The 19,409-nt window shown below is 71.2% G+C and carries 20 protein-coding genes and 1 pseudogene; 7 read left to right on the forward strand and 14 right to left on the reverse strand.

The annotated features are described in order from the left end of the window. From AB0J76_RS46080 to add, 4 genes are all read right to left on the reverse strand, one after another. Complete coding sequence (locus tag AB0J76_RS46080; RefSeq protein WP_352323013.1) at window positions 1-579, reverse strand: hypothetical protein; 579 nt, start codon at window positions 577-579, stop codon at window positions 1-3. After that, window positions 572-2,677 (reverse strand): hypothetical protein, encoded by a 2,106-nt coding sequence (locus AB0J76_RS46085; protein ID WP_352323014.1) that lies wholly within the window; start codon window positions 2,675-2,677, stop codon window positions 572-574. Before AB0J76_RS46085 ends, AB0J76_RS46080 begins: the two co-directional genes overlap by 8 nt. Continuing rightward, window positions 2,674-2,925, reverse strand: a complete 252-nt coding sequence (locus tag AB0J76_RS46090; protein WP_352323015.1) for a hypothetical protein — start codon at window positions 2,923-2,925, stop codon at window positions 2,674-2,676. The genes AB0J76_RS46085 and AB0J76_RS46090 overlap by 4 nt, the downstream gene beginning before the upstream one ends. 129 nt (window positions 2,926-3,054) lie before the next feature. Further along, the gene (gene add / locus AB0J76_RS46095; protein WP_352323016.1) at window positions 3,055-4,074 is read right to left on the reverse strand and encodes an adenosine deaminase; all 1,020 of its coding nucleotides are present in this window, start codon (window positions 4,072-4,074) and stop codon (window positions 3,055-3,057) included. 102 nt (window positions 4,075-4,176) lie between these two features. Between add and AB0J76_RS46100 the strand changes: the two genes are divergently transcribed. Next, entirely contained in the window at window positions 4,177-5,073 is an 897-nt protein-coding gene (locus AB0J76_RS46100; protein WP_364393699.1) for a class I SAM-dependent methyltransferase, read from the forward strand. Between the two features lie 319 nt (window positions 5,074-5,392). Here AB0J76_RS46100 and AB0J76_RS46105 read toward each other — a convergent pair whose 3' ends face one another. Both AB0J76_RS46105 and AB0J76_RS46110 read right to left on the reverse strand, forming a co-directional pair. After that, window positions 5,393-6,160, reverse strand: coding sequence for an oxidoreductase (locus AB0J76_RS46105; protein ID WP_352323018.1), 768 nt, complete (start codon window positions 6,158-6,160; stop codon window positions 5,393-5,395). Window positions 6,161-6,199: 39 nt separating this feature from the next. After that, on the reverse strand, window positions 6,200-7,036 hold the full coding sequence (locus AB0J76_RS46110) for a hypothetical protein (RefSeq protein WP_352323019.1): 837 nt from the start codon (window positions 7,034-7,036) through the stop codon (window positions 6,200-6,202). A 74-nt stretch (window positions 7,037-7,110) separates the two neighbouring features. On the opposite strand from AB0J76_RS46110, the pseudogene AB0J76_RS46115 reads away from it, so the two are divergent. Then, a pseudogene (locus AB0J76_RS46115) lies at window positions 7,111-7,527 on the forward strand (Clp protease N-terminal domain-containing protein); the annotation flags it as partial. Window positions 7,528-7,775: 248 nt separating this feature from the next. Here the strand turns inward: AB0J76_RS46115 and AB0J76_RS46120 are convergent. Both AB0J76_RS46120 and AB0J76_RS46125 read right to left on the reverse strand, forming a co-directional pair. Beyond that, a complete protein-coding gene (locus AB0J76_RS46120) occupies window positions 7,776-8,246 on the reverse strand; it encodes a hypothetical protein (protein WP_352323020.1) in 471 nt (156 codons plus the stop codon). Window positions 8,247-8,436: 190 nt separating this feature from the next. Further along, window positions 8,437-8,805 carry a helix-turn-helix domain-containing protein gene (locus AB0J76_RS46125; RefSeq protein WP_352323021.1) on the reverse strand — a complete coding sequence of 123 codons (369 nt, stop codon included), beginning with the start codon at window positions 8,803-8,805 and terminating at the stop codon, window positions 8,437-8,439. A 165-nt stretch (window positions 8,806-8,970) separates the two neighbouring features. Between AB0J76_RS46125 and AB0J76_RS46130 the strand changes: the two genes are divergently transcribed. Continuing rightward, the gene (locus AB0J76_RS46130; protein ID WP_352323022.1) at window positions 8,971-9,354 is read left to right on the forward strand and encodes an STAS domain-containing protein; all 384 of its coding nucleotides are present in this window, start codon (window positions 8,971-8,973) and stop codon (window positions 9,352-9,354) included. A gap of 209 nt (window positions 9,355-9,563) precedes the next feature. Beyond that, on the forward strand, window positions 9,564-10,097 hold the full coding sequence (locus tag AB0J76_RS46135; RefSeq protein WP_352323023.1) for a hypothetical protein: 534 nt from the start codon (window positions 9,564-9,566) through the stop codon (window positions 10,095-10,097). Between the two features lie 108 nt (window positions 10,098-10,205). On the opposite strand, the gene AB0J76_RS46140 is transcribed toward AB0J76_RS46135, so the two are convergent. Next, the gene (locus tag AB0J76_RS46140; RefSeq protein ID WP_352323024.1) at window positions 10,206-11,222 is read right to left on the reverse strand and encodes a GNAT family N-acetyltransferase; all 1,017 of its coding nucleotides are present in this window, start codon (window positions 11,220-11,222) and stop codon (window positions 10,206-10,208) included. 337 nt (window positions 11,223-11,559) lie between these two features. Here AB0J76_RS46140 and AB0J76_RS46145 point away from each other — a divergent pair, with 337 nt between their 5' ends. Together AB0J76_RS46145 and AB0J76_RS46150 are read left to right on the forward strand one after the other, a co-directional pair. Next, window positions 11,560-12,936 carry an FAD-dependent oxidoreductase gene (locus AB0J76_RS46145; protein ID WP_352323025.1) on the forward strand — a complete coding sequence of 459 codons (1,377 nt, stop codon included), beginning with the start codon at window positions 11,560-11,562 and terminating at the stop codon, window positions 12,934-12,936. Between the two features lie 40 nt (window positions 12,937-12,976). Then, on the forward strand, window positions 12,977-14,581 hold the full coding sequence (locus AB0J76_RS46150; protein ID WP_352323026.1) for an amidohydrolase: 1,605 nt from the start codon (window positions 12,977-12,979) through the stop codon (window positions 14,579-14,581). Between the two features lie 49 nt (window positions 14,582-14,630). Here the strand turns inward: AB0J76_RS46150 and AB0J76_RS46155 are convergent, their stop codons facing one another. From AB0J76_RS46155 to gap, 5 genes are all read right to left on the reverse strand, one after another. Then, the gene (locus AB0J76_RS46155; protein ID WP_082310244.1) at window positions 14,631-14,975 is read right to left on the reverse strand and encodes an RNA polymerase-binding protein RbpA; all 345 of its coding nucleotides are present in this window, start codon (window positions 14,973-14,975) and stop codon (window positions 14,631-14,633) included. 74 nt (window positions 14,976-15,049) lie between these two features. Then, complete coding sequence (gene secG / locus AB0J76_RS46160) at window positions 15,050-15,280, reverse strand: preprotein translocase subunit SecG (RefSeq protein ID WP_090942947.1); 231 nt, start codon at window positions 15,278-15,280, stop codon at window positions 15,050-15,052. A gap of 99 nt (window positions 15,281-15,379) precedes the next feature. After that, on the reverse strand, window positions 15,380-16,165 hold the full coding sequence (tpiA, locus tag AB0J76_RS46165) for a triose-phosphate isomerase (protein WP_352323027.1): 786 nt from the start codon (window positions 16,163-16,165) through the stop codon (window positions 15,380-15,382). A gap of 1 nt (window position 16,166) precedes the next feature. Next, window positions 16,167-17,354 (reverse strand): phosphoglycerate kinase, encoded by a 1,188-nt coding sequence (locus tag AB0J76_RS46170; RefSeq protein WP_352323028.1) that lies wholly within the window; start codon window positions 17,352-17,354, stop codon window positions 16,167-16,169. 37 nt (window positions 17,355-17,391) lie between these two features. Beyond that, the gene (gap, locus tag AB0J76_RS46175; RefSeq protein ID WP_352323029.1) at window positions 17,392-18,396 is read right to left on the reverse strand and encodes a type I glyceraldehyde-3-phosphate dehydrogenase; all 1,005 of its coding nucleotides are present in this window, start codon (window positions 18,394-18,396) and stop codon (window positions 17,392-17,394) included. A gap of 182 nt (window positions 18,397-18,578) precedes the next feature. Between gap and AB0J76_RS46180 the strand changes: the two genes are divergently transcribed. After that, window positions 18,579-19,289: a hypothetical protein gene (locus tag AB0J76_RS46180; RefSeq protein ID WP_352323030.1), complete on the forward strand. Its 711-nt coding sequence runs from the start codon at window positions 18,579-18,581 to the stop codon at window positions 19,287-19,289. Window positions 19,290-19,409 lie beyond the last annotated feature (120 nt).

Raw genomic sequence — 19,409 nt, forward strand, 5'->3', positions numbered from 1 at the left:
TCAACGCGGATCGGCGGCGGGGGTACAGGCGAACATCTCGCCGTACCGGCGCTGCGCGATCCGCACGAGCTGAACGAGGTCGTCGTCCTGGTCCCGTGCGGGGTTCCTCATGATCGTGATGCCGATGAACGGGCTCGCGTCCCCGCACCGGAACCAGACACCCGCGCTGCGGAACGGGTACAGCCGGGCCTTGAAGTCGTGTATCTGGCCCTTGCCCAGCTCGGGCGGCAACTGCACGGGAGAGCCGTCCTTCCCGTGGGCGGCGAAGGTCTCGAAGATCTCCGGGCGAGCCGACACGTCGTAGCTCGTGATGACGAGGCTGCGCTCGTCGTTGGACACCACGCACGTGTTCCCCACCGGGTGCCTGCTGTTGGGACCTGCCTTGTACGAGCCGGTGTAACCGGTCAGCTCGGCGAGCGCGGCACGCGGGACGAAGTTGCACAGGTAGGGCGGCGCGTCGGCGACGGGCCGCCGCACCGGTGAAGGCGTCTGCGCCGGGGTGGTCGTCCGGCCCGGTGTGCAGGCGGCGGCCGAGACGGCGAGGAGCAGGCAGAGCAGCGCCGGCAGCGGCCTAGCCATGGTGTTCCCCGGTCTTGTCGGGCTTCCTCATGTGGCTGATGAACTCGCCGGTGCCGGTCCTCGTCATCCCTTGCGCGTCGCCGAAGTCGCTGGGGATGGTGGTGTGCCGTTCCATCCACTGCAGGAACGCGTCGTATTCGTCGTGGTTCATCGAGACCGGTGGCTTGACGCGCGGCGGATCACCGACCACGAAGGGCTGACCTTCCAGCTGCTTGTGGTCGTAGTGCTCGTGCGTGATCGCGGAGGATTCGAGCATCTGTCTCACCAGCTGGTCGACGACCTCCTCGTTCTCGGCCCCTTCCGCGACGCTCTTGACGGTGTGCCCGCCGCCGTGCCCGGCCTGATCGAGCATCCACTTGCCCGCGCTGGTGTAGCCGTCCTTCACGAAGTTCTCGTACGCGGCCTTGGCCGCCTCGATGCCCGCCTTCCCCACGAGCCGGGCGCCGGGTACGGGGATCTCGCCGATGCCCATCTCGACCAGCTTCATGAGCTCGGCGTCCGCCGCGTCCGCCTCCTGCCCTCTCGCGATCAGAGCCTGTCCGCGCGCCTCCATGAGATGCCCGAGGCCGCGTGCGTCGTTGGTCACCACGTTCTTCAGCATCGTGTCGTTGCCGGTCATGATCGCTTCGTCGACATCACGCCGCATGTGGCCGATCTCTCCCATGAGCAGGTTGTCGTAGGCCCTGTCGTCGGCGGCCAGGTCGAGCGTGACCAGGTCGAGGTCCGCGGCGCCGAACCGGCCGATGGAATGCCCCGCGTTGTCGCTGGTGAGCTCGCCGTCGGCGGCCCGGGGAGCGTTCTTGTAGAAGGCCGCGGACAGGTCGTCGGCGTGGTCGCCCAGGACGCGGCCCATGTTGTCGCGGATTCCCGACAGGTCGTCGAGCTCGGACGGGTCGGCGAAGACGACCTTGCCCGTTTCGTCGAGCGTCACGTGGGGCCGTACGTCGTCGGCGTAGATCTGGGTGGCCAGGACGGCCAGGGACTTGGACAGGTCGTCCTGACCCTTCATCGCGGCCTCCATGGCGCGGCCCAGCGACTCGCCGTGATCGCCCATGGCCCACTGCGGGCGGCGGTCGTGCATCAGGTACCTCAGCAGCTCACGGTCGGCGAGCAGCGCCTGGGCCGGCTCCCTGCCGCTGGCCGCGACGGCCAGCAGCGCGCCGATCGGGTCGGCCGCCCCGATCTCGTCGGTGTCCTGGAACGGCCGGGAGACGGCGGGGGCGGGCAGGTTGTAGACGTCGGTGTCACGGGGCAGGAAGCGCACTCCGTGCTCCTTGAGGTGGTCGCGATCCCAGCGGATCATGTCGCGGCCGATCGTGCGCATGAACCACGGGCTGTACGGCTCCCGCTCCCCCGCCGCCAGGATCTGGCCGAGCGCCCAGTAGCCGGGGGCGGTGAGCCCGCCCATGCCGGGCGCCGGTGTCTCCTCGCGCCCGCGTCTGCGTAGTTCGTCCAGGAAGCGGGTGCCGAGGCGTGGGGTGCCTTCCTTGGCGACGGTGGCGTGGGCGAGGGCCGTCGCCAGCACGGAAAGCAGCTCCTGGTGCTGCTCACGCAGCTTGCGCCCCTGCTCCGGGCCCTGGTCGAGCGCCATTCGCACGCGGGCTGACAACTGCACGGGCAGGGTGGTGAGCGCCTGCGGGCCGAGCTTGTCCAGCAGGGCGGTGGCGAAGCGTGGGTCGCTCATCCGGCTCTTGAAGGCGGCGAGCTTCCTGAGCGCGTCCTGGTCGCCGCGTCCGGCCGCCGCAACCAGTCCCGCGGCCTGTTCCGCCTCGGCGCGCACTTGGGACGGGATCAGCCACCCTTCGTCGACCCGGACCGCGCCGGGCTGCACCACGGAGCCGGGGACGGGGTGGCCGAAGACGTCGGTGTCGACCTTCTCGGTCTCGTAGGCCAGGTCGCGCCGCCGGTACAGGTCGGGCGCCTGCTCGGTCAGCCAGCGGGCCGCCCGGTCGATGGCGGCGACCCCGGGGTGGCTCATCCTGATCCCCGCCAGGATCGCGCGAAGCTCGCCCGCGCAGCCGGTCAGGGCGTGGCCCGCCTCCAGCACGCCCTGTCCGAGCCGGTGCATCTCGCGCGGGTCGAGGGAGGAGAACGTCACAGGTTCCTCCGCTCGTCGAGGGAGTAGCGGGCGGCCTCCTCGCGGAGCTCCTCGACGATCTCACGCAGGCCGCGCCACACCTCCAGCCTGCGGCGCGCCAGGTCCTGGGCGAAGGCGTCGGCGGCCGGGCCCGTCCAGGTGCGTCCGTCCGCCATCTGGCGCACGGCCTCGTCGAGGCAGTGCCAGTGCCGGTCGGACAGCGCCTGCACGCGGCGCTGAGCCTCCAGCAGGTCCGCCGGAGTAGTCATGTGAACCTCCCACCGACCGTGGTACGCACGCCGCGCCCCCTCAGGCTCAATCCGTGCTCCACGATGCCAGGAGAGTCCGGCCGCGTCACGCCGTTCGGTGAGGACGGCATGACGCGACGTGTCTGCCCGTCAGAGGGCGGCGGTCAGGGTGTCGATCTCCTTGAGGAGGGTCTGCTTGCGGTCGGGGGTCAGGTAGGAGGCGTTGACGGCGTTGCGGGCCAGCTGGGCAAGCTCGGTGGCGCCCAGGCCGAGCACGTGGGCGGCGGCGCGGTACTCCCCCGCCAGCGTGGTGGCGAACATGGGCGGGTCGTCGCTGTTGAGGGTGACGTACAGGCCCTCCTCCAGCATCCGGGGCAGCGGGTGGGCGGCGAGCTCGGGCACCTGGCCGGTGCAGACGTTGGAGGTGGGGCAGACGTCCAGGGGGAGCTGGGTCTCGCGCAGGTGGGCCACCAGGCGGGGGTCGGACAGGCAGTTGATGCCGTGGCCGATGCGCTCGGCGCCGTAGCCCTCGATGACCTCCCACATCGTCTCGGGGCCGCTCATCTCGCCGCCGTGCGGGACGCTGTGCAGGCCGGCGGCGCGCGCGGCGGTGAAGGCGTCGCGGTAGGCGTCGCGGTACTTGGGGCGGTCCTGTTCGATGCCTCCGATGCCGAAACCTACCAATGCGGCGGGAGGTTCGCGCAGAGCGTGGTCGACGGTGATCCGGGCGGCCTCCTCGCCGTACTCGCCGGGGATGTCGAAGATGTAGGCCATCTCCACGCCGTGGTCGGTCAGTGAGCGGCGGGCGGCCAGGTCGAGGGCCTCGGTCACCTCGTGCATGGGCATGCCGACCATGTGGTGGGCGTACGGGGTGACCTGCAGCTCGGCGTACCGGCCGCCCTGCCCGGCGAGGTCCCTGGCCAGGCCTAGGACGAGGGTCGCGACGTCCTCGGGCTCGCGGACGAGGCTGTTGACGGCCTGGTACACGCGGGCGAAGTGGGGGAAGTCGAGGAAGGTGTAGAAGCGGCGCAGTTCCTCCTCGGAGGTCGGGACCTCACTGCCGGGATGCCGCCGGGACAGCTCCAGCACGGTGTCGACCGAGGCCGATCCGACCAGATGTACGTGCAGCTCCACCTTGGGCAGCGCGTCGATGAAGGCGTCGATGGTCATGGCGAAGACCATAAGCCTGAGATTTCCCCCTGAGACAGGGAAAGAGGCGAAATTTCACGGCAAGATGTCAGGATTCGGGTTGCACAGGTAGGCTCCTGGTTCGTGAGGGATCCTGAGGCCTACGACCGCGGCTTCGCGCGGCTCAGCTCGCACACCGTCCAACCTCTGCTCGCCGCCGTGACTCGAGACTCCGCCGTGACGCGAGACGCCGCCGTGACGCGAGACGCCGCCGTGACGCGAGGCCCCGCCGTGACGCCGGGCACGGCCGAGCCCCCAGGCATCGCCGCGCCCCCGGGCGCTGACGTGACGGCATTGCCGGACGGCCGGGAGGCGGAGCGGCGTCCGGAGCGGATTCTCGATGTCGGATGCGGCACCGGCGTGGTCACGGCGGCCGCTCTCGCAGCCGGTGCCGAGGTCACCGCCGTGGACGCCGACCCCGCCATGCTGGAGCTGGTCGCCCGCCGCCACCCCGCCGCCACGGTCCGCCGGGCCACCCTGCCCGTCCTGCCGTTCGAGGACGCCTCCTTCGACGCCGTGGCGGGCAACTTCGTCGTCAACCACGTCGCCGACGTCCCGGCGACGCTCGCGGAGCTGCGCCGGGTGCTGCGTCCCGGCGGCGCCGTCGCGCTGACCTGGTGGAAGTCCGACGAGATGACGGCCACGAACGTCTTCGCCGAGGCCCTGGCGGCGGCAGGAGTGCCGTACGAACCCCCGGTCCGCCCCTTCTCCGCCGTTGAACGGCCGGAACGCTTCGCCGCGTCGCTGGCGGAGTCGGGCTTCACGGCCGTGGACGTGCGCACGCTGCGCTGGCGGCACCTGGTGGACGTCGCCGCCTGGTGGAGCGGCGTGGTCGAGGCGGGCGGCCCGCGTTTCGAGACGATCGCCCGCCAGCCGCCGGAGACCTACGCCCGCGTCCGGGCCTGCTACGACCGCATGGCCGCCCCGTACGCCGGCACGGGCTTCCCCGTCTGCGCCCACCTGGCCCGCGGCATACGCTGACCGGATCAGGACCGGCGGCGCCGGCCACGCCGCCGACCGGCTCTTCGCCGAAGAGCGGCCCGGTGAAGATCATGGCTGCCACAGCAGAGCCTCAGGCGACCTGTGGACAGCTGCGTCGAGCTCGCCACCCCGCTCGACCAGGACGCGCACGCCTATCGCTTTGTGGGCGCGCAAGGCCCCGGCGAGTGTCCGGGGCCGCGGCAGGTTGTTCAGCGGGGGGCGATCTCCTCGAACCGTACGCCTGTGAGCTGCGCGGACACCTCCCACAGCCGCCGGGCGACCTCCTCGGACCTGGCCGTCTCCGAGGGCGTGAGCAACTTCAGCCGGGGGCCGACGAACTCGCCGCCGGTGATGTCCGGAGAGGTGGCGGCGTACAGGGAGGGGGCGGCGCCGGCGTCGGCCGACTGCAGGAACAGGCGCAGGAGGGCTGCAGGGGCCCCAGCTTGACGAAGCGGGTCGCGGTGGCACCCGGGTGGGTGGCCACGCTGATCAGCCGCACACCGGCGCTGTCGGCCCGTCGCTGGAGCTCCAGGGTGAAGAGCAGGTTGGCGAGCTTGGACCGTCCGTACGCGCTCATCCGGCCGTACCCGCGTTCCAGGGCGAGGTCGTCGAAGTCCAGCCTGCCCATGGAGTGCGCGTCGCTGGAGACGGTGACCACGCGCGCGTGCGGGGCGGCCAGGAGCCGTGGCAGGAGCAGCCCGGTGAGCGCGAAGTGGCCGAGGTGGTTGGTGGCGAACTGCAGCTCCCAGCCGTCCTTGGTCACCTGACGGGGGATCAGGCCGATCCCGGCGTTGTTGACCAGCAGGTCCACCTTGTCCACCGTGTCCACCGTGTCGGCGAAGCGCCGGATCGAGGACTGGTCGGCCAGATCGAGGGCGCCGTACCTGACGTCGGCCCCCGGCACGGCCCGCCGGATCTCGGCCACGGCCGCCTCGCCCTTGTCCGCCGAGCGGGCGGCCACGACGACGCGGGCTCCGTGCCGGGCCAGCTCGCGGGCGGTGGGCAGGCCGATGCCGCTGTTGGCGCCGGTCACGATGGCCGTTGTGCCGGTGAGGTCCGGGATGTCGGTGGGCGTCCAGGGGGCCATCGTCCCTCCTTGCAGGTGTACGAGCGCGTTTCGTGCACCTTAGTCCAGTCGGCGGCGGGCGTGGCGCTCCTCGCGGCGGGTGACCTCGAGACGTTGCCGGACCTCCTCCAGCCGTTTGCGCGCCTTGGTGAGCTTGCGTTCCAGCCGGGCGACCTTCTCGGCGCGTTCGTCGTAGTCGCGGGTGACCGACTCCAGGGCCTCGGCCCACTCCCGGTGGGCCGCCTCGGCCTCCGCGCGCTCCTTCGCCTTCCTGGCCTCCCTGGCCTCCTTGGCCTCTCGGGCCTGCCTGGCCTCGGCCTCCGCCCGCGTCCGCGCCTCGGCCGCCGCCTCCGTCCCGGCCCGTCCCCGACCACGCGAATCGGGCCGGGGCCCCCTGGAAGGCCCACTGGGAGGCGCGGCGGAAGGGGTGGTGGCGGGGGCGGGGGCGAAGCCGCTGTAGCTGAGCGGTTTGGCCAGGCGGCCGGCCCGCACCTGATCGGCGGCGCCGTCGTCCACGACGGCGGCGTCCAGCGTCTGGTCCACCTCCGAGGCGGCCGCCGCCGACAGGCCGCCGGCCTGCCTGGCCAGCCTCGCCACCCTGGCGGTCGCCTCGCCGCGCGCCCGGGTCAGCTCGGCCAGCGCTTCGGCGTCCTGCGCCTGCCAGGCCGCGCGCAGCCGCTCCCCCACGCCGAGCAGTTCGGCCAGCTCGGCGGGGTGCTCCCGGGCCAGCCGGTTGACCGCCCAGGCCGAGACGGTGGGCTTGCGCAGCTTCGCGATGTCGCGCGAGAGCCGTACGTCGCCCGCCTCCTTGGCCGCGCGGACCTCGGCCGCGCGGGCGGCGGTGAACTCCGCCGGCGGGACTGCGTAGAGGCGGCCGGCCACCTCGTCAAGATCCACACAGGACAAATACCCCACGCGGCGCGGTTTGTAGCGCATAGTGGAGGCAGCCCCAGTCGAACGGAGGCCCCCCGGTGTTCGAACGCTTCACCGACCGTGCGCGCAGGGTCGTCGTGCTCGCCCAGGAGGAGGCGCGGCAGATGAGCCACGACTACATCGGCACGGAACACATCCTGCTGGGCCTCATCCACGAGGGCGAGGGGCTGGCCGCGCTGGTGCTCGACGGCTGCGGCGTGGAGCTGGAGCACGTACGGGCCTTCGTGGAGCGCGAGGTGGGCCGCGGGGCCAGCTCGCCGAGCGGGCACATCCCCTTCACCCCGCGCGCCAAGAAGGTACTGGAGCTGTCCCTGCGCGAGGCCCTGCAACTGCGCCACAACTACATCGGCACCGAGCACATCCTGCTCGGGCTGATCAGGGAGGGCGAGGGCCTGGCCGCCCTGGCTCTGGCGGACACCGGCGCCGACCTGGCCGACGTCCGGCAGCGCCTGCTCGACCGGGTGGGCCGCGGCACCAGGGAACGTCCGACGGAGGTGTACTTCGGCGGCGGCTCGGTGCTCGCCGAACGGCTCACCCGCATCGAGGAGAGCCTGGAACGCATCGAGCGCCACCTGGGCATCGGCCCCGCCGCCGCCGACCCGGACGAGCCCGAGACGCCCACGCAGGAAGGGCCGCGCGGAGAAGGCCTGGGCTGAGGCGACCGGCAGCCCCTGACCGGCAGGCAGGCGCGCGTTCACGGCGTTCAGGAGTGGGCGGCGCGGATCTCCGTCACGGTGAACTCGTCGACGATGTGCCTGTTCTGCACCAGGAACCCCACCACCCCCGCCACCGCCTCCGCGCCCAGGGCAGCCCGCACGCGTGCGCTCAAGAGGTAGACGAGGGGCGTCGCCGGCTGGGTGAGAGTGAGGTCGCGGTCGTGGCGGTGCACGTCCTGCAGCGCCCTGATGGGGATCGGCCGCTCAGTGGTGAACCACACCGCGACCTCCCAGAGCGGCTGCGCCGGACCGACGTCGGCACAGACGTGGTAGCAGGTGACGCAGCCATGCGCGGCATGCCGGCCATGCGGACAGGTCCACTGGAGGACGTCGGCCGCGCTCTGGGGCTGGGCGCCCAGGACGGCTGCTTCGGTGACGCGGCGGCGCGCCCGCCTCGGCCGGTCCTCCCACGGGGAGACGGAGTCACTGCTGATGATCGGATCCCTTCGCGGCTGCACCCCAAGACATCCAAGCCTAGTCTCGTCAGCGGCCCTGTGTCCGAGCGGCGGGAGTCGCCTGCGAGAGCCTTGCCCGAAGCAATGGCTTGAGGACTCCACGACCACCGCCTGGACGTCAGGAACGCCGCCAAGAGCTCCGGGAATCCGGTTCTTCGCGGCCCCGCGACACGCCTTCGGGTCATGGCCGCGGTCAGTTGTCCTGGTGCGCCTGCCGGGGCAGGTCTCGTTCGGTGAACATGTCCACCAGCAGGCGGATGGGCAGTTCCGCCTCGGTGGGATAGCGGAAGTGCTGGTCCAGGTTGAGGTGGTAGTGGTTGCGGCGACCTACCCGCTCGCGCACGACATAGCCGCCCTGGTGCAGGTCGGAGACGATGCTCTGCACCGTGCGCTCGGTGATGTCCAGGGTCGCGGCGATGTCGCGGAGGCGGACCTCCGGATGGCGGGCGATCTCCAGCAGGACCCGGGCGTGATGGGTGAGGAAGGTCCACCGGCGCTCGTCCGCACGGCCGGCCACCGCCTCATCGGCTCGTGCGTCCACTGACGTGTCGGAGATGCGCATCCCGACAGCATTTCACGAAGGGACTGTGCAGAAAACTCTTTCCGGTATTGTATTTCGGGATTACAGTTGGGGCTGCCTCGGCAAGCACGGTCCCCACATCGGGGAGAAGCGATGCCCATTCCCGGAGGCAGCCATCGTGAACCACCGAACCGAGGGGGCATCGTCATGACCCCGCTACTGATCGACTCGTGGGACACACCCGGCGCGGTGGTGGTCACCGTGACAGGCGAAATCGACACCACCAACGCCCTCCGCCTGCAGGAGTACCTGATCCGGGCGGCTCGGGCCGGCGTCCCGGTGGTGCTCGACCTCGCCGCGATGACCTTCATGGACAGCAAGGGACTGCAGGCGCTGATCCACGTGCACGACGAACTGCGCGCTGTCGGAGGCGGTCTGCACCTGGCGTCCGTCCAGGGCACCCCCGCCCGGCTCTTGGAGATCACCGGCGTAGCGGACTTCCTGAACGTCCACCCCAGCGTCGACCATGCCCTGACCGCACTGGACGAGCCGGACGCGGGCGACTCCTTCCCCGAGCGGAACCCCGCCTGACCACTCGCCCCTTGACAGCCCGGCCGTAGCGAGCCGGCGCGGGCCTCCCCGCGGGCACCCCTCACCGGTGGAATCCCGCATGGCGCACCCCTCCTCCCTGTGCCCGGGATCACTGGCGCAGTGGGTATTTGTGCGCCGACCGACCAGCCTGGCGGCGTGTGTACTACCCGAGGCCCGCAATCCGGCGGACCGCTTCATCAAGGGGATACATGTTCACGTCAGGAAGACCAGGACGCACCGCTGCGTTCGCCGCCGCCATGTGCGTGGCCGGAATCGGCGCCGCGCTCGCCTCGCCGGCACAGGCGGCCACCGTGTACAAGGAGCTCGAATACCGCGGCAACGCCTCCAGGCTGGTCCTGTCCGCGGAGGCGAACTTCAACGGTTCCTTCGTCGTGCTGAAGGCCGACACCAACAGCGCGCTCGGCCAGTGGGCGCAGACCGCGACCGTCTCCTCGGGCGGCGGGCAGCCCGCCTTCGTCTACACGCTGCGGGCCAGCCTGGAGACGGGCTCTCCGCTGTGCCTGACCGCCAGGAACGTCGTGGACGTGGTCGTGGCCGCGTGCGACGACACCGACAGCCAGAAGTGGTTCCACCCCACCGCCGTGTCAGGCCCTGGCGGCACCCTGCCGACCAAGAACGTCGCCAACCTCCGGCACCTGGGGCAGAGCCAGTCTCCGCAGGCGACATCGTTGTCGCTGTTCGGGCCGATCGGCGTGCACTTCTGGGCCAAGCGCACCGCCTGAGCCATCGAGGCGGCCAGCCGTGGATCCCAGTGCTCCTGAGCTGGTGTCCCTCTGATCACATCGGCGCCGGCGAAGGCGCGGTCCTGACCGGGGCCGCGCCGTCGCGATTCACACCATGGCGGCGACGGACAGGCGGGCCTCGATCACGCCGGGGTCGTCGGTGGGGCCGACGGCGGCGCCCAGCCTGGCCATGAGCCGGTGCATGCGCATGTTGTCCGACAACATGGTGGCGCGGATCTCGGCGAAGCCGTGGTTGCGGGCGGCGTCGATGAGGATGCGGGCGAGCGCGGCGCCCAGGCCGCGGCCCTGCCAGCCGTCCTCGACGAGGAAGGCGAGTTCGGCGGCGCCGGGGTCGGCGCGGTACATGAGGCTGGCCAGGGCGATGACCTGGCCGTCATGGCACGCGACGACGGACTCGCCGCGGTCGCGGTCGCACAGCCGGTCGAACATGCGCGGCGGCAGGGACGGCATGGCGGTGAAGTAGCGGAAGCGGCGCGAGGCCGGGGTGCAGCGGTCGTGGAGATCGCGCACGGCCTCGCGGAAGGCGGGCGTCAGGGGGCGGACGTCGACCTCGGTGTTGTCGGCCAGGCGCAGGGACCGGTCGCTGCCGGCGGGTTCGGCGGGGGGCTGGGCGAGCCGGACGAAGGCGGCGGCGCGAGCGGCCTCGGTGAGGGTGAAGGGCAGCTCGCGGCGGCGCAGCTGGATGACGCGCTTGGGGGCGACGGGGATGACGAGCTGGTGGGGGTCGGGCAGTTCGCTCACGGGCTCACCGTAGGCCCAGCGGGCGGAGTCCGCGCGCAGCAGGTCGGCCAGGATCGCCGGCAGGCGCCATGGCTGGGCGTGCATGCGGGCGGCGAGGAGCAGAGCGCGAGTGGTCTCGTCGGCGAGCTCGTGGGCGGCGGCGGGAACGACGTGGACGCGGCGTCCGCCGGCGGCTTTCAGGGCGGCGGCGACGTCTTCGGCGGAGGCGGGGACCTCGGCGACGAACTCGTCGACGGTGCCGGCGGTGTCCGGCTGCACGGACAGGCCGAGGATGTTGCCGCCGCGCTCGGCCAGGGCGGTGGCGAGGGAGGCGAGGCGTCCGGGTCGCTCGTCGACGGTGGCGCGGATGCGCATGTAGGCCATGGGGTCCCCTTCCGTTGTGATTCCAGCGTGGAAGAGGTGTGTTACGGGGTTGCTACACGGTGGTGGCTCCGCCGTTTCGTTTCCCGGTTTGCGGCTTTTGCGGTCTTCGTCCAGCTCCAGGTGCCGCCATGGCGTTCCACCGAGACCTGCATGACCGCCTCGGGGGGCCCGCCGGGAGTGGAGGCCGGCCGTCCGGTTCGCTCGTGGTCCGGACGCGCACGAATCCCGCGAGGAGGAGCACGCCGGGGTACGTGCCCCCACCCGCTGACGACGGGTTTCATCACGAATTTCGTCGTGAGATGCGCCACCTAATCCCGATATAGCAGGATATGGGGCCATGAATGCGCGAGTTCCCTTGTCGTCCGGATTCGTCAACGGTGACGTGTCCTTCTGGTACCGCTCGTCCGGGGTGCCGGAGCCCGGTCCGCGGCTCGACGGCGACCTGCAGGCCGACGTGGCGATCGTCGGGGCCGGCTACACGGGGCTGTGGACCGCGTACTACCTCAAGAAGGCCCGCCCCTCGCTTCGGGTGGTGCTGCTGGAGCAGGAGTTCGCCGGGTTCGGCGCCTCGGGACGCAACGGCGGCTGGCTGACCGGCGACCTGGCCGGCTCCCACGAACGGTACGGCTCGGGCGCCCGCCGGCTGCAGCGCGAGATGTACACCTCTATCGACGAGGTCATCGCGGTCTGCGAGAACGAGTCGATCGACTGCGACATCGTCAAGGGCGGCGTGGTGAACGTGGCCCGCACCCCCGCCCAGGCCGACCGGCTGCGCGCCTCGGTGGCCGCCGCCCGCGCCTGGGGCATCGAGGAGGCGGACCTGCGGCTGGCCGACCCCTCGGAGCACGTGCGCGTGGCGGGCGCCCTGGCGGCCTCCTGGAGCCCCCACTGCGCCCGCATCCAGCCCGCCAAGCTGGCCCAGGGGCTGGCCAGGACCGTACGCGACCTCGGCGTCCCGGTCTACGAGCGCACCCCGGTCACCGAGATCGCCCCCGGCCGGGCGGTGACCCCGTACGGGACGGTCACGGCGGCGTACGTCATCCGCGCCACCGAGGGCTTCACCGCCCGCCTGAACGGCCTGCGCCGCCAGTGGCTGCCCATGAACAGCTCCATGATCGTCACCGAGCCGCTCCCCGCTTCCTTCTGGGACGAGGTCGGCTGGCGGGGCGCCGAACTGCTCGGCGACCTCGCGCACTACTACATGTACGCCCAGCGCACCGCCGACGACCGCATCGCCTTCGGCGGCCGGGGCCGTCCCTACCTGTACGGCTCCCGCATCGACGCCCGCGGCCGCACCCACGAGTGGACGGTCGAGGCCCTGTGGCGGCTCTTGGTCGACTTCTTCCCCGCGGCCCGCTCCTCCTCGGTCGCGCACGCGTGGTCGGGCGTGCTGGGCGTGCCGCGCGACTGGTGCTCGACCGTGCACGTGGACCGCGCGACCGGCCTGGGCTGGGCCGGCGGGTACACCGGACACGGCGTGACCACGACGAACCTCGCCGGGCGCACCCTGCGTGATCTCATACTCGGGGAGGAGACGGAGCTGACGTCCCTGCCGTGGGTGGGGCGCAAGGTGCGCTCCTGGGAGCCCGAGCCGCTGCGCTGGATGGGGGTGCACGCGATGTACCGCCTGTACCGGGTGGCCGACCACCGGGAGCGCTCCATGCCCCGCACCTCCGCCCTGGCCCGCTTCGCCGACCTGATCACCGGTCACTGACCCCGTACCGGGAACCCGCACTGAGAAAGGGAGAACCTCCATGAACATCCTCTTCCGTGGTGGAGGCGCCTTCATCGGCGGCGCCGTGCGGCGCGACGCCGTGCTGGTGCGGGACGGGGTGATCGCCGCCGTCGGCCCGGAGGGCGAGCTGTCCCGCAGCGCCCCCGGCCACGACACCGTCGACCTGGACGGCGGCCTGCTCACCCCGGGCTTCATCGATGCGCACATGCACCCGGTACAAGCCGGACTCGAACGAGCAAAGTGCGACTTGTCAGAGATTTTCGGCCTAGACACCTACATCGCCAAGATCTCCGACTACGCCACGAAAAATCCAGAAAAAGAGTGGATCGACGGCGGAGGCTGGGACATGTCAGCCTTCCCCAACGGCCTCCCCCACCGCTCCCAGCTCGACTTCCTCGACCGCCCCGCCTACCTCATCCAGCGTGACCACCACGCCGCCTGGGTCAACTCCCGCGCCCTCGACCTGGCCGGCATCACCCGCGACACCCCCGACCCCGCCGACGGCAGGATCGAGCGCGACGCCGACGGCACCCCGTCGGGCGTCCTGCACGAGGGCGCGATGGACCTCGTCGGCCTGCTGGCCCCCCGCCCGACCGCCGAGGACCAGGCCCGGGCGCTGGCCGAGGCCGAGCAGCACCTGTTCTCGCTGGGCGTCACCGGCTGGCAGGACGCCATCGTGGGCTCGTACGCCGGCTCGGACGACCAGCTTCCCACCTACCTCGACGCCGCCCGCGCGGGGCGGCTGCGCGCCCGCGTGGTCGGCGCGCTGTGGTGGGACAGGACGCGCGGCGAGGACCAGATCGAGGACCTGGTCCGCAGGCGGGCCGCCGCCGAGGGGCTGGACCGGTTCGCCGCCACCTCCGTCAAGATCATGCAGGACGGCATCACGGAGAACTTCACCGCCGCGACGCTGGAGCCGTACTGCCGGTGCGGCGGCACGGGCCTGTCCTACGTCGATCCCGGCAAGCTCAAGCGGTACGTCGCCGAGCTGGACCGGCTGGGCTTCCAGGTGCACTTTCACGCCATCGGCGAACGTGCCGTGCGCGAGGCCCTGGACAGCTTCGAGGGCACCGACCCGGCCAACCGCCACCACATCGCCCACCTGCAGATCATCGAGCCCTCCGACGTGCCGCGCTTCGCCGCGCTGGGCGTCACGGCCAACCTGCAGCCCCTGTGGGCCACCCACCACGCCCAGATGGACGAGCTGACGCTGCCGTTCCTGGGCGAGCCGCGCTCGTCGTGGCAGTACCCCTTCAAGGATCTGCAGGCGCACGGCACCCGGTTCTGCGCGGGCAGCGACTGGCCGGTCTCCGACGCCGACCCGATCCAGGGCATGCACGTGGCGGTGAACCGTACCGAACCGGGCGGATCGGTGCACGCGGGCTACCCGACGGCGCAGACGCCGTTCCTGCCCGGCCAGCGCCTCGACCTGGCCACGGCGTTGACCGCGTACACCGAGGGGTCGGCCTGGATCAACCGCTCGCCGGCGGGCGTGATCGCACCCGGCCGCCCGGCCGACCTGGTGGTGCTCGACCGCGACCCCTTCGAGCTGCCCCCGGCCGACATCTGGACGACGCGGGTGCGCATGACGTTCGTCGACGGCGTGGCGGTGCACGGCCGGTGACGCGCGAAGGGCCCCGGTGACCAGCACCAGGGCCCTTCCGACGGCTCGCCTACCAGGGGGACTTGTTGTTGCGCAGGCGCTCCAGTGCCTCCTCGAGGATCGCCTTGCCGTCCTTGTCGCTCCGGCGCTCCTTCACGTAGGCCAGGTGCGTCTTGTACGGCTCGTTCTTGGGCGGGGCAGGCGGGGCCTCCTCGTCCTGTCCGGCTGGGAGGCCGCAACGTGGGCAATCCCACATCTCGGGGACCGCCGCGTCGCTGGCGAAACTGGGGCGCGTCTCGTGCATGTTGGCGCACCAGAACGAGACCCGCACTCTCGGAGCTGCCTCGCCGCGCTCGGCCTCCCCCATAGGGCCGGCGCCGACTCGGCTGCCACGGATCGCGTTGCCACTACCCACGGATGAACTCCTCGCTCGATCGCCCCGCGTCGTGACACGGGGGGAGAATCACTGTCACGCGTTAATCAGTTGTCTCAGGGCCGCATGAGCAGGCCGAGAGCGATGATGCAGACGAACCAGACGGTGCCCGTGATGACGGTCAGCCGGTCGAGGTTGCGCTCCACCACCGAGGAACCACCGAAGTTCGACGAGAAACCGCCGCCGAACATGTCAGACAGGCCGCCACCCTTGCCCTTGTGGAGCAGGACGAGCAGGATCATGAGACCGCTCGCCAGGATGAGGGCGATGGAGATTCCGATTTCCACGGTATGCCTGTTCCTTCAGTGCTCTGTTACGCGTGACGATTCAAACTTGCCTCTTGAGGGTACGGCCTGGTGTCAAGTCGCACCCTCAGAACGACTCAGTTAGCCAGGCAATTCGGAGAATCGGCAGATCTTGGCGAACTCCCCGGCGTCGATGCTGGCACCGCCCACGAGCGCGCCGTCGACATCGGGTTGAGCCATGATCCCCACGATATTGCCGGACTTGACCGAGCCACCGTAAAGGATACGGACCGCGGAGGCCACTTCGGGGTCGTAGAGCTCCGCGAGTCTCACCCGCAACGCTCCGCAGACCTCCTGGGCGTCCTCCGGGGTGGCCACCTCGCCCGTGCCGATCGCCCACACGGGCTCGTAGGCCACCACTATCGATTTTGCCTGCTCGGCGCTGATTTTGCGCAGGGCGCCGTCGAGTTGACCGAGACTGTGCGCGATGTGGCCGCCCTCTTGGCGCACGGCCAGCCCCTCGCCCACGCACAGGATGGGCGTGAGCGAGTGCCGGTAGGCCGCCTGCACCTTGGCGTTGACGAGGTCGTCGTCCTCGCCGTGGTACTGGCGGCGCTCGGAGTGGCCGATGACCACGTACGTGCAGCCGAGCTTGGCCAGCATGACGCCCGACACCTCGCCGGTGTAGGCGCCGCCGTCGTACTGGGACAGGTCCTGAGCCCCGTAGACGATGCGCAGCTTGTCGCCGTCGACCAGCGTCTGGACGCTGCGCAGGTCGGTGAAGGGCGGCAGGACGGCCACGTCGGCCTTGTCGAAGTCCTTGTCGCTGAGCGCGAACGCCAGCTTCTGGACCAGGGCGATGGCCTCAAGGTGATTGAGGTTCATCTTCCAGTTGCCGGCGATGAGCGGCTTGCGCTGCTGGGCCACCTCAGTCCTCCAGAGCCGCGAGTCCGGGAAGGGTCTTGCCCTCAAGGTATTCCAGGCTGGCCCCGCCGCCGGTGGAGATGTGCGAGAAACCGTCCTCGGGCAGGCCCAGCCTGCGCACGGCCGCCGCGGAGTCGCCGCCGCCGACCACCGTGAAGGCGTCGGAGCCGATGAGCGCCTCGGCCACCGCCCTGGTGCCGCCGGAGAACGCGTCGAACTCGAACACGCCCATCGGCCCGTTCCAGAAGACGGTCTTGGCGTCGGCCAGCTTGCTCGCGAACAGCTCGCGCGTCCTGGGGCCGATGTCGAGCCCCTCGCGGTCGGCCGGGATCGCGGTGGCCTCGACCACCTCGTGCTCGGCGTCGGCCGCGAAGGTGACGGCCGCCAGCACGTCGACCGGCAGCACGAGGTCGACGCCCCGCTTGCCGGCCTCGGCGAGGAAGCCGCGCACCTGGTCGAGCTGGTCCTCCTGGAGCAGCGACCGGCCCACCTCGTGGCCCTGGGCCTTGAGGAAGGTGTAGGCCATGCCGCCGCCGATGAGCAGCCGGTCGACCTTGGTGAGCAGGTTGGCGATGACGCCCAGCTTGTCGGAGACCTTGGCCCCGCCCAGGACGACCACGTAGGGACGCTCGGTGTCCTCGGTCAGCCTGCGCAGCACCTCGACCTCGGCCACGACCAGCCCGCCGGCCGCGTGCGGCAGCAGCTTGGGCACGTCGTAGACGCTGGCGTGCTTGCGGTGCACCGCGCCGAACCCGTCGCCGACGTAGAGGTCGGCCAGGGCGGCCAGCTTCTCGGCGAACGCGCCGCGGGCGGCGTCGTCCTTGGACTCCTCGCCGGGCTCGTAGCGCAGGTTCTCCAGCAGGGCGACCTGGCCCTCCTGGAGGGCCTCGACCGTCTGCCGCGCGCTGTCGCCGACCACGTCGGTGGCGAAGGCGACGTCCTGGCCGAGCAGCTCGCCCAGGCGGGCGGCCACCGGCGCGAGCGAGTACTCGGGGTTGACCTTGCCCTTGGGCCTGCCCAGATGGGCGCAGACGACGACCTTGGCGCCGCGCCCGGCCAGCGCCTGGATCGTCGGCACCGACGCGCGGATGCGGCCGTCGTCGGTGATCTTCTCCCCGTCGAGCGGGACGTTGAGGTCGGCGCGCACGAGCACGCGCCGCCCCTTGACGTCGAGATCGTCGAGCGTGCGCATGCTCATGCTCCTGTTCCCGCAGCGGCCTCGGTCACCCTCACAGGTCGCGGCCGACCAGCTCGATCAGGTCGGCGAGGCGGTTGGAGTAGCCCCACTCGTTGTCGTACCAGCCGACGACCTTGACCTGGTTGCCGATGACCTTGGTGAGGCCGGCGTCGAAGATGCAGGAGTGGGGGTCGGTGACGATGTCGGAGGAGACGATCTCGTCCTCGGTGTAGCTGAGGATGCCCTTGAGCGGGCCGTCGGCGGCGGCCTTGACCGCGGCGTTGACCTCCTCGGCGGTGACCTCGCGGCTGACGTCGACGGTGAGGTCGGTGGCCGAGCCGGTGGGGATCGGCACGCGCATGGCGAAGCCGTCGAGCTTGCCCTTGAGCTCGGGCAGCACCAGGCCGATGGCCTTGGCGGCGCCGGTGGAGGTGGGCACCACGTTGAGGGCGGCGGCCCGGGCGCGGCGCAGGTCCTTGTGCGGGCCGTCCTGCAGGTTCTGGTCCTGCGTGTAGGCGTGGATGGTGGTCATCAGACCCTTCTCGATGGTGAAGGTGTCGTGGATGACCTTGGCCATCGGGGCCAGGCAGTTGGTGGTGCAGGACGCGTTGGAGATGATCGTGTGGCTGGCCGGGTCGTAGACGTCCTCGTTGACGCCCATCACGATGGTGACGTCCTCGTTCTTGGCCGGCGCGGAGATGATGACCTTCTTGGCGCCGTTGTCGGCGTGCACCTTGGCCTTGGAGGCGTCGGTGAACAGGCCGGTGGACTCCACCACGACGTCGACGCCGAGGTCGCCCCAGGGCAGCTTGGCCGGGTCGCGCTCCGCGAACGCCTTGATCGCCTTGCCGTCGACGGTGATCTCGTCGCTGGAGGCCTTCACCTCGTACGGCAGACGGCCCAGGATGCTGTCGTACTTCAGCAGGTGGGCGAGCGTCGCGTTGTCGGTCAGGTCGTTGACCGCGACGATCTCGATGTCCTTGCCGCTGGCGGCGACCGCGCGCCAGAAGTTGCGACCGATGCGGCCGAAGCCGTTGACGCCTACGCGGATGCTCACGGAAACCGATCTCCTCGAACAGATGGCGGTTGAATCTCAACCACGAACACTATCGGACCCAAATTGGTTTAGACCACTGCAGGTACTGCCCTGCGTATCCCCGTTCAGGGGGCGCAATTTGCGAGCTTCGAGTAAAGTGCCCGACTCGTCGGAGTAAATTCGTGCATTCTCTGGGGGCTGAGATGTCACATAAGCGGTCCGGCCTGCTTCCTGGACTGATCGCGGGGCTGGTCGCCGCGCTGGTCTGCGCGGCGGCCCTGGGGCTCGCGGTGCTGTTCCAGGACCGGCTGCCGAGGGCCGTGGCCACGCTGGGCAACGGCCACGCCCTGTCGGTGACGCTGTCGCTCCTGATCGCGCTGCTGGTCGCCCTGGCCGTGGGCGCGGCCCGCCCGCGCAGCCGGGCGCTGCCGGTGGTGGCCGCCCTGTACGCGGCGGCGGCCGTCGCCGGCGGCCAGATCTCGGGCGTGTCCGTCATGCTCGGCGCCGCTCGGCGCACCCCCGCGACCGGCACGCCCTTCTCCCCGCGGCTCGGCGACATCACGGCGGCCAACGCCGGCGAGGGGCTTCCCCGCGCCCTGGCGGTCTACCGCGAGCCGCTCGCGCAGACCTGGCAGATGTGGCTGTACATCGCCGTCGCCGCCGTGGCGGCGCTCCTGCTGGTCACGCTGCGCGTCTTCCGCGTACGCCGCGCCGACCGGGCCGCCTTGGCCGCTCAGGAGGCGGCGGAGGAGGCGGGGCAGGAGTACCGGGCGCCCTTCGAGCCCGCGCAACCGCCCGCCCAGTCGTCCGCGCAGTCGTCGGCACAGTCGTCCGCGCAGGTGCTCGCTCAGCCGCCCGCGCAGCAGGCCGTGCCCGCGGACCTGTTCACGCCGCGCAAGCCCGCCAGGGATTGACGGACGCCCACTCAGCAGCCGTCGGGCGGCCCACAGCGCGCTTCGTCACGGCGAACGGCCCGTGAGCCCTCACGACCGGCCAAGACGGGCCTGCAGGGACGTCGGCGCGTGCGGGCCACC

It is taken from the genome of Nonomuraea sp. NPDC049624 (assembly GCF_040675255.1).
In the GTDB taxonomy this organism is placed as follows: Bacteria; Actinomycetota; Actinomycetes; order Streptosporangiales; family Streptosporangiaceae; genus Nonomuraea.

Coding starts and splice junctions, on each gene's coding strand:
- AB0J76_RS46150 (WP_352323026.1), top strand. CDS start 12,977: ATGAACATCCTCTTCCGTGGTGGAGGCGCCTTCATCGGCGGCGCCGTG.
- AB0J76_RS46125 (WP_352323021.1), bottom strand. CDS start 8,805: ATGCGCATCTCCGACACGTCAGTGGACGCACGAGCCGATGAGGCGGTG.
- AB0J76_RS46135 (WP_352323023.1), top strand. CDS start 9,564: ATGTTCACGTCAGGAAGACCAGGACGCACCGCTGCGTTCGCCGCCGCC.
- add (WP_352323016.1), bottom strand. CDS start 4,074: ATGACCATCGACGCCTTCATCGACGCGCTGCCCAAGGTGGAGCTGCAC.
- AB0J76_RS46080 (WP_352323013.1), bottom strand. CDS start 579: ATGGCTAGGCCGCTGCCGGCGCTGCTCTGCCTGCTCCTCGCCGTCTCG.
- AB0J76_RS46140 (WP_352323024.1), bottom strand. CDS start 11,222: ATGGCCTACATGCGCATCCGCGCCACCGTCGACGAGCGACCCGGACGC.
- AB0J76_RS46105 (WP_352323018.1), bottom strand. CDS start 6,160: ATGGCCCCCTGGACGCCCACCGACATCCCGGACCTCACCGGCACAACG.
- AB0J76_RS46145 (WP_352323025.1), top strand. CDS start 11,560: ATGAATGCGCGAGTTCCCTTGTCGTCCGGATTCGTCAACGGTGACGTG.
- AB0J76_RS46130 (WP_352323022.1), top strand. CDS start 8,971: ATGACCCCGCTACTGATCGACTCGTGGGACACACCCGGCGCGGTGGTG.
- AB0J76_RS46090 (WP_352323015.1), bottom strand. CDS start 2,925: ATGACTACTCCGGCGGACCTGCTGGAGGCTCAGCGCCGCGTGCAGGCG.
- AB0J76_RS46180 (WP_352323030.1), top strand. CDS start 18,579: ATGTCACATAAGCGGTCCGGCCTGCTTCCTGGACTGATCGCGGGGCTG.
- AB0J76_RS46170 (WP_352323028.1), bottom strand. CDS start 17,354: ATGCGCACGCTCGACGATCTCGACGTCAAGGGGCGGCGCGTGCTCGTG.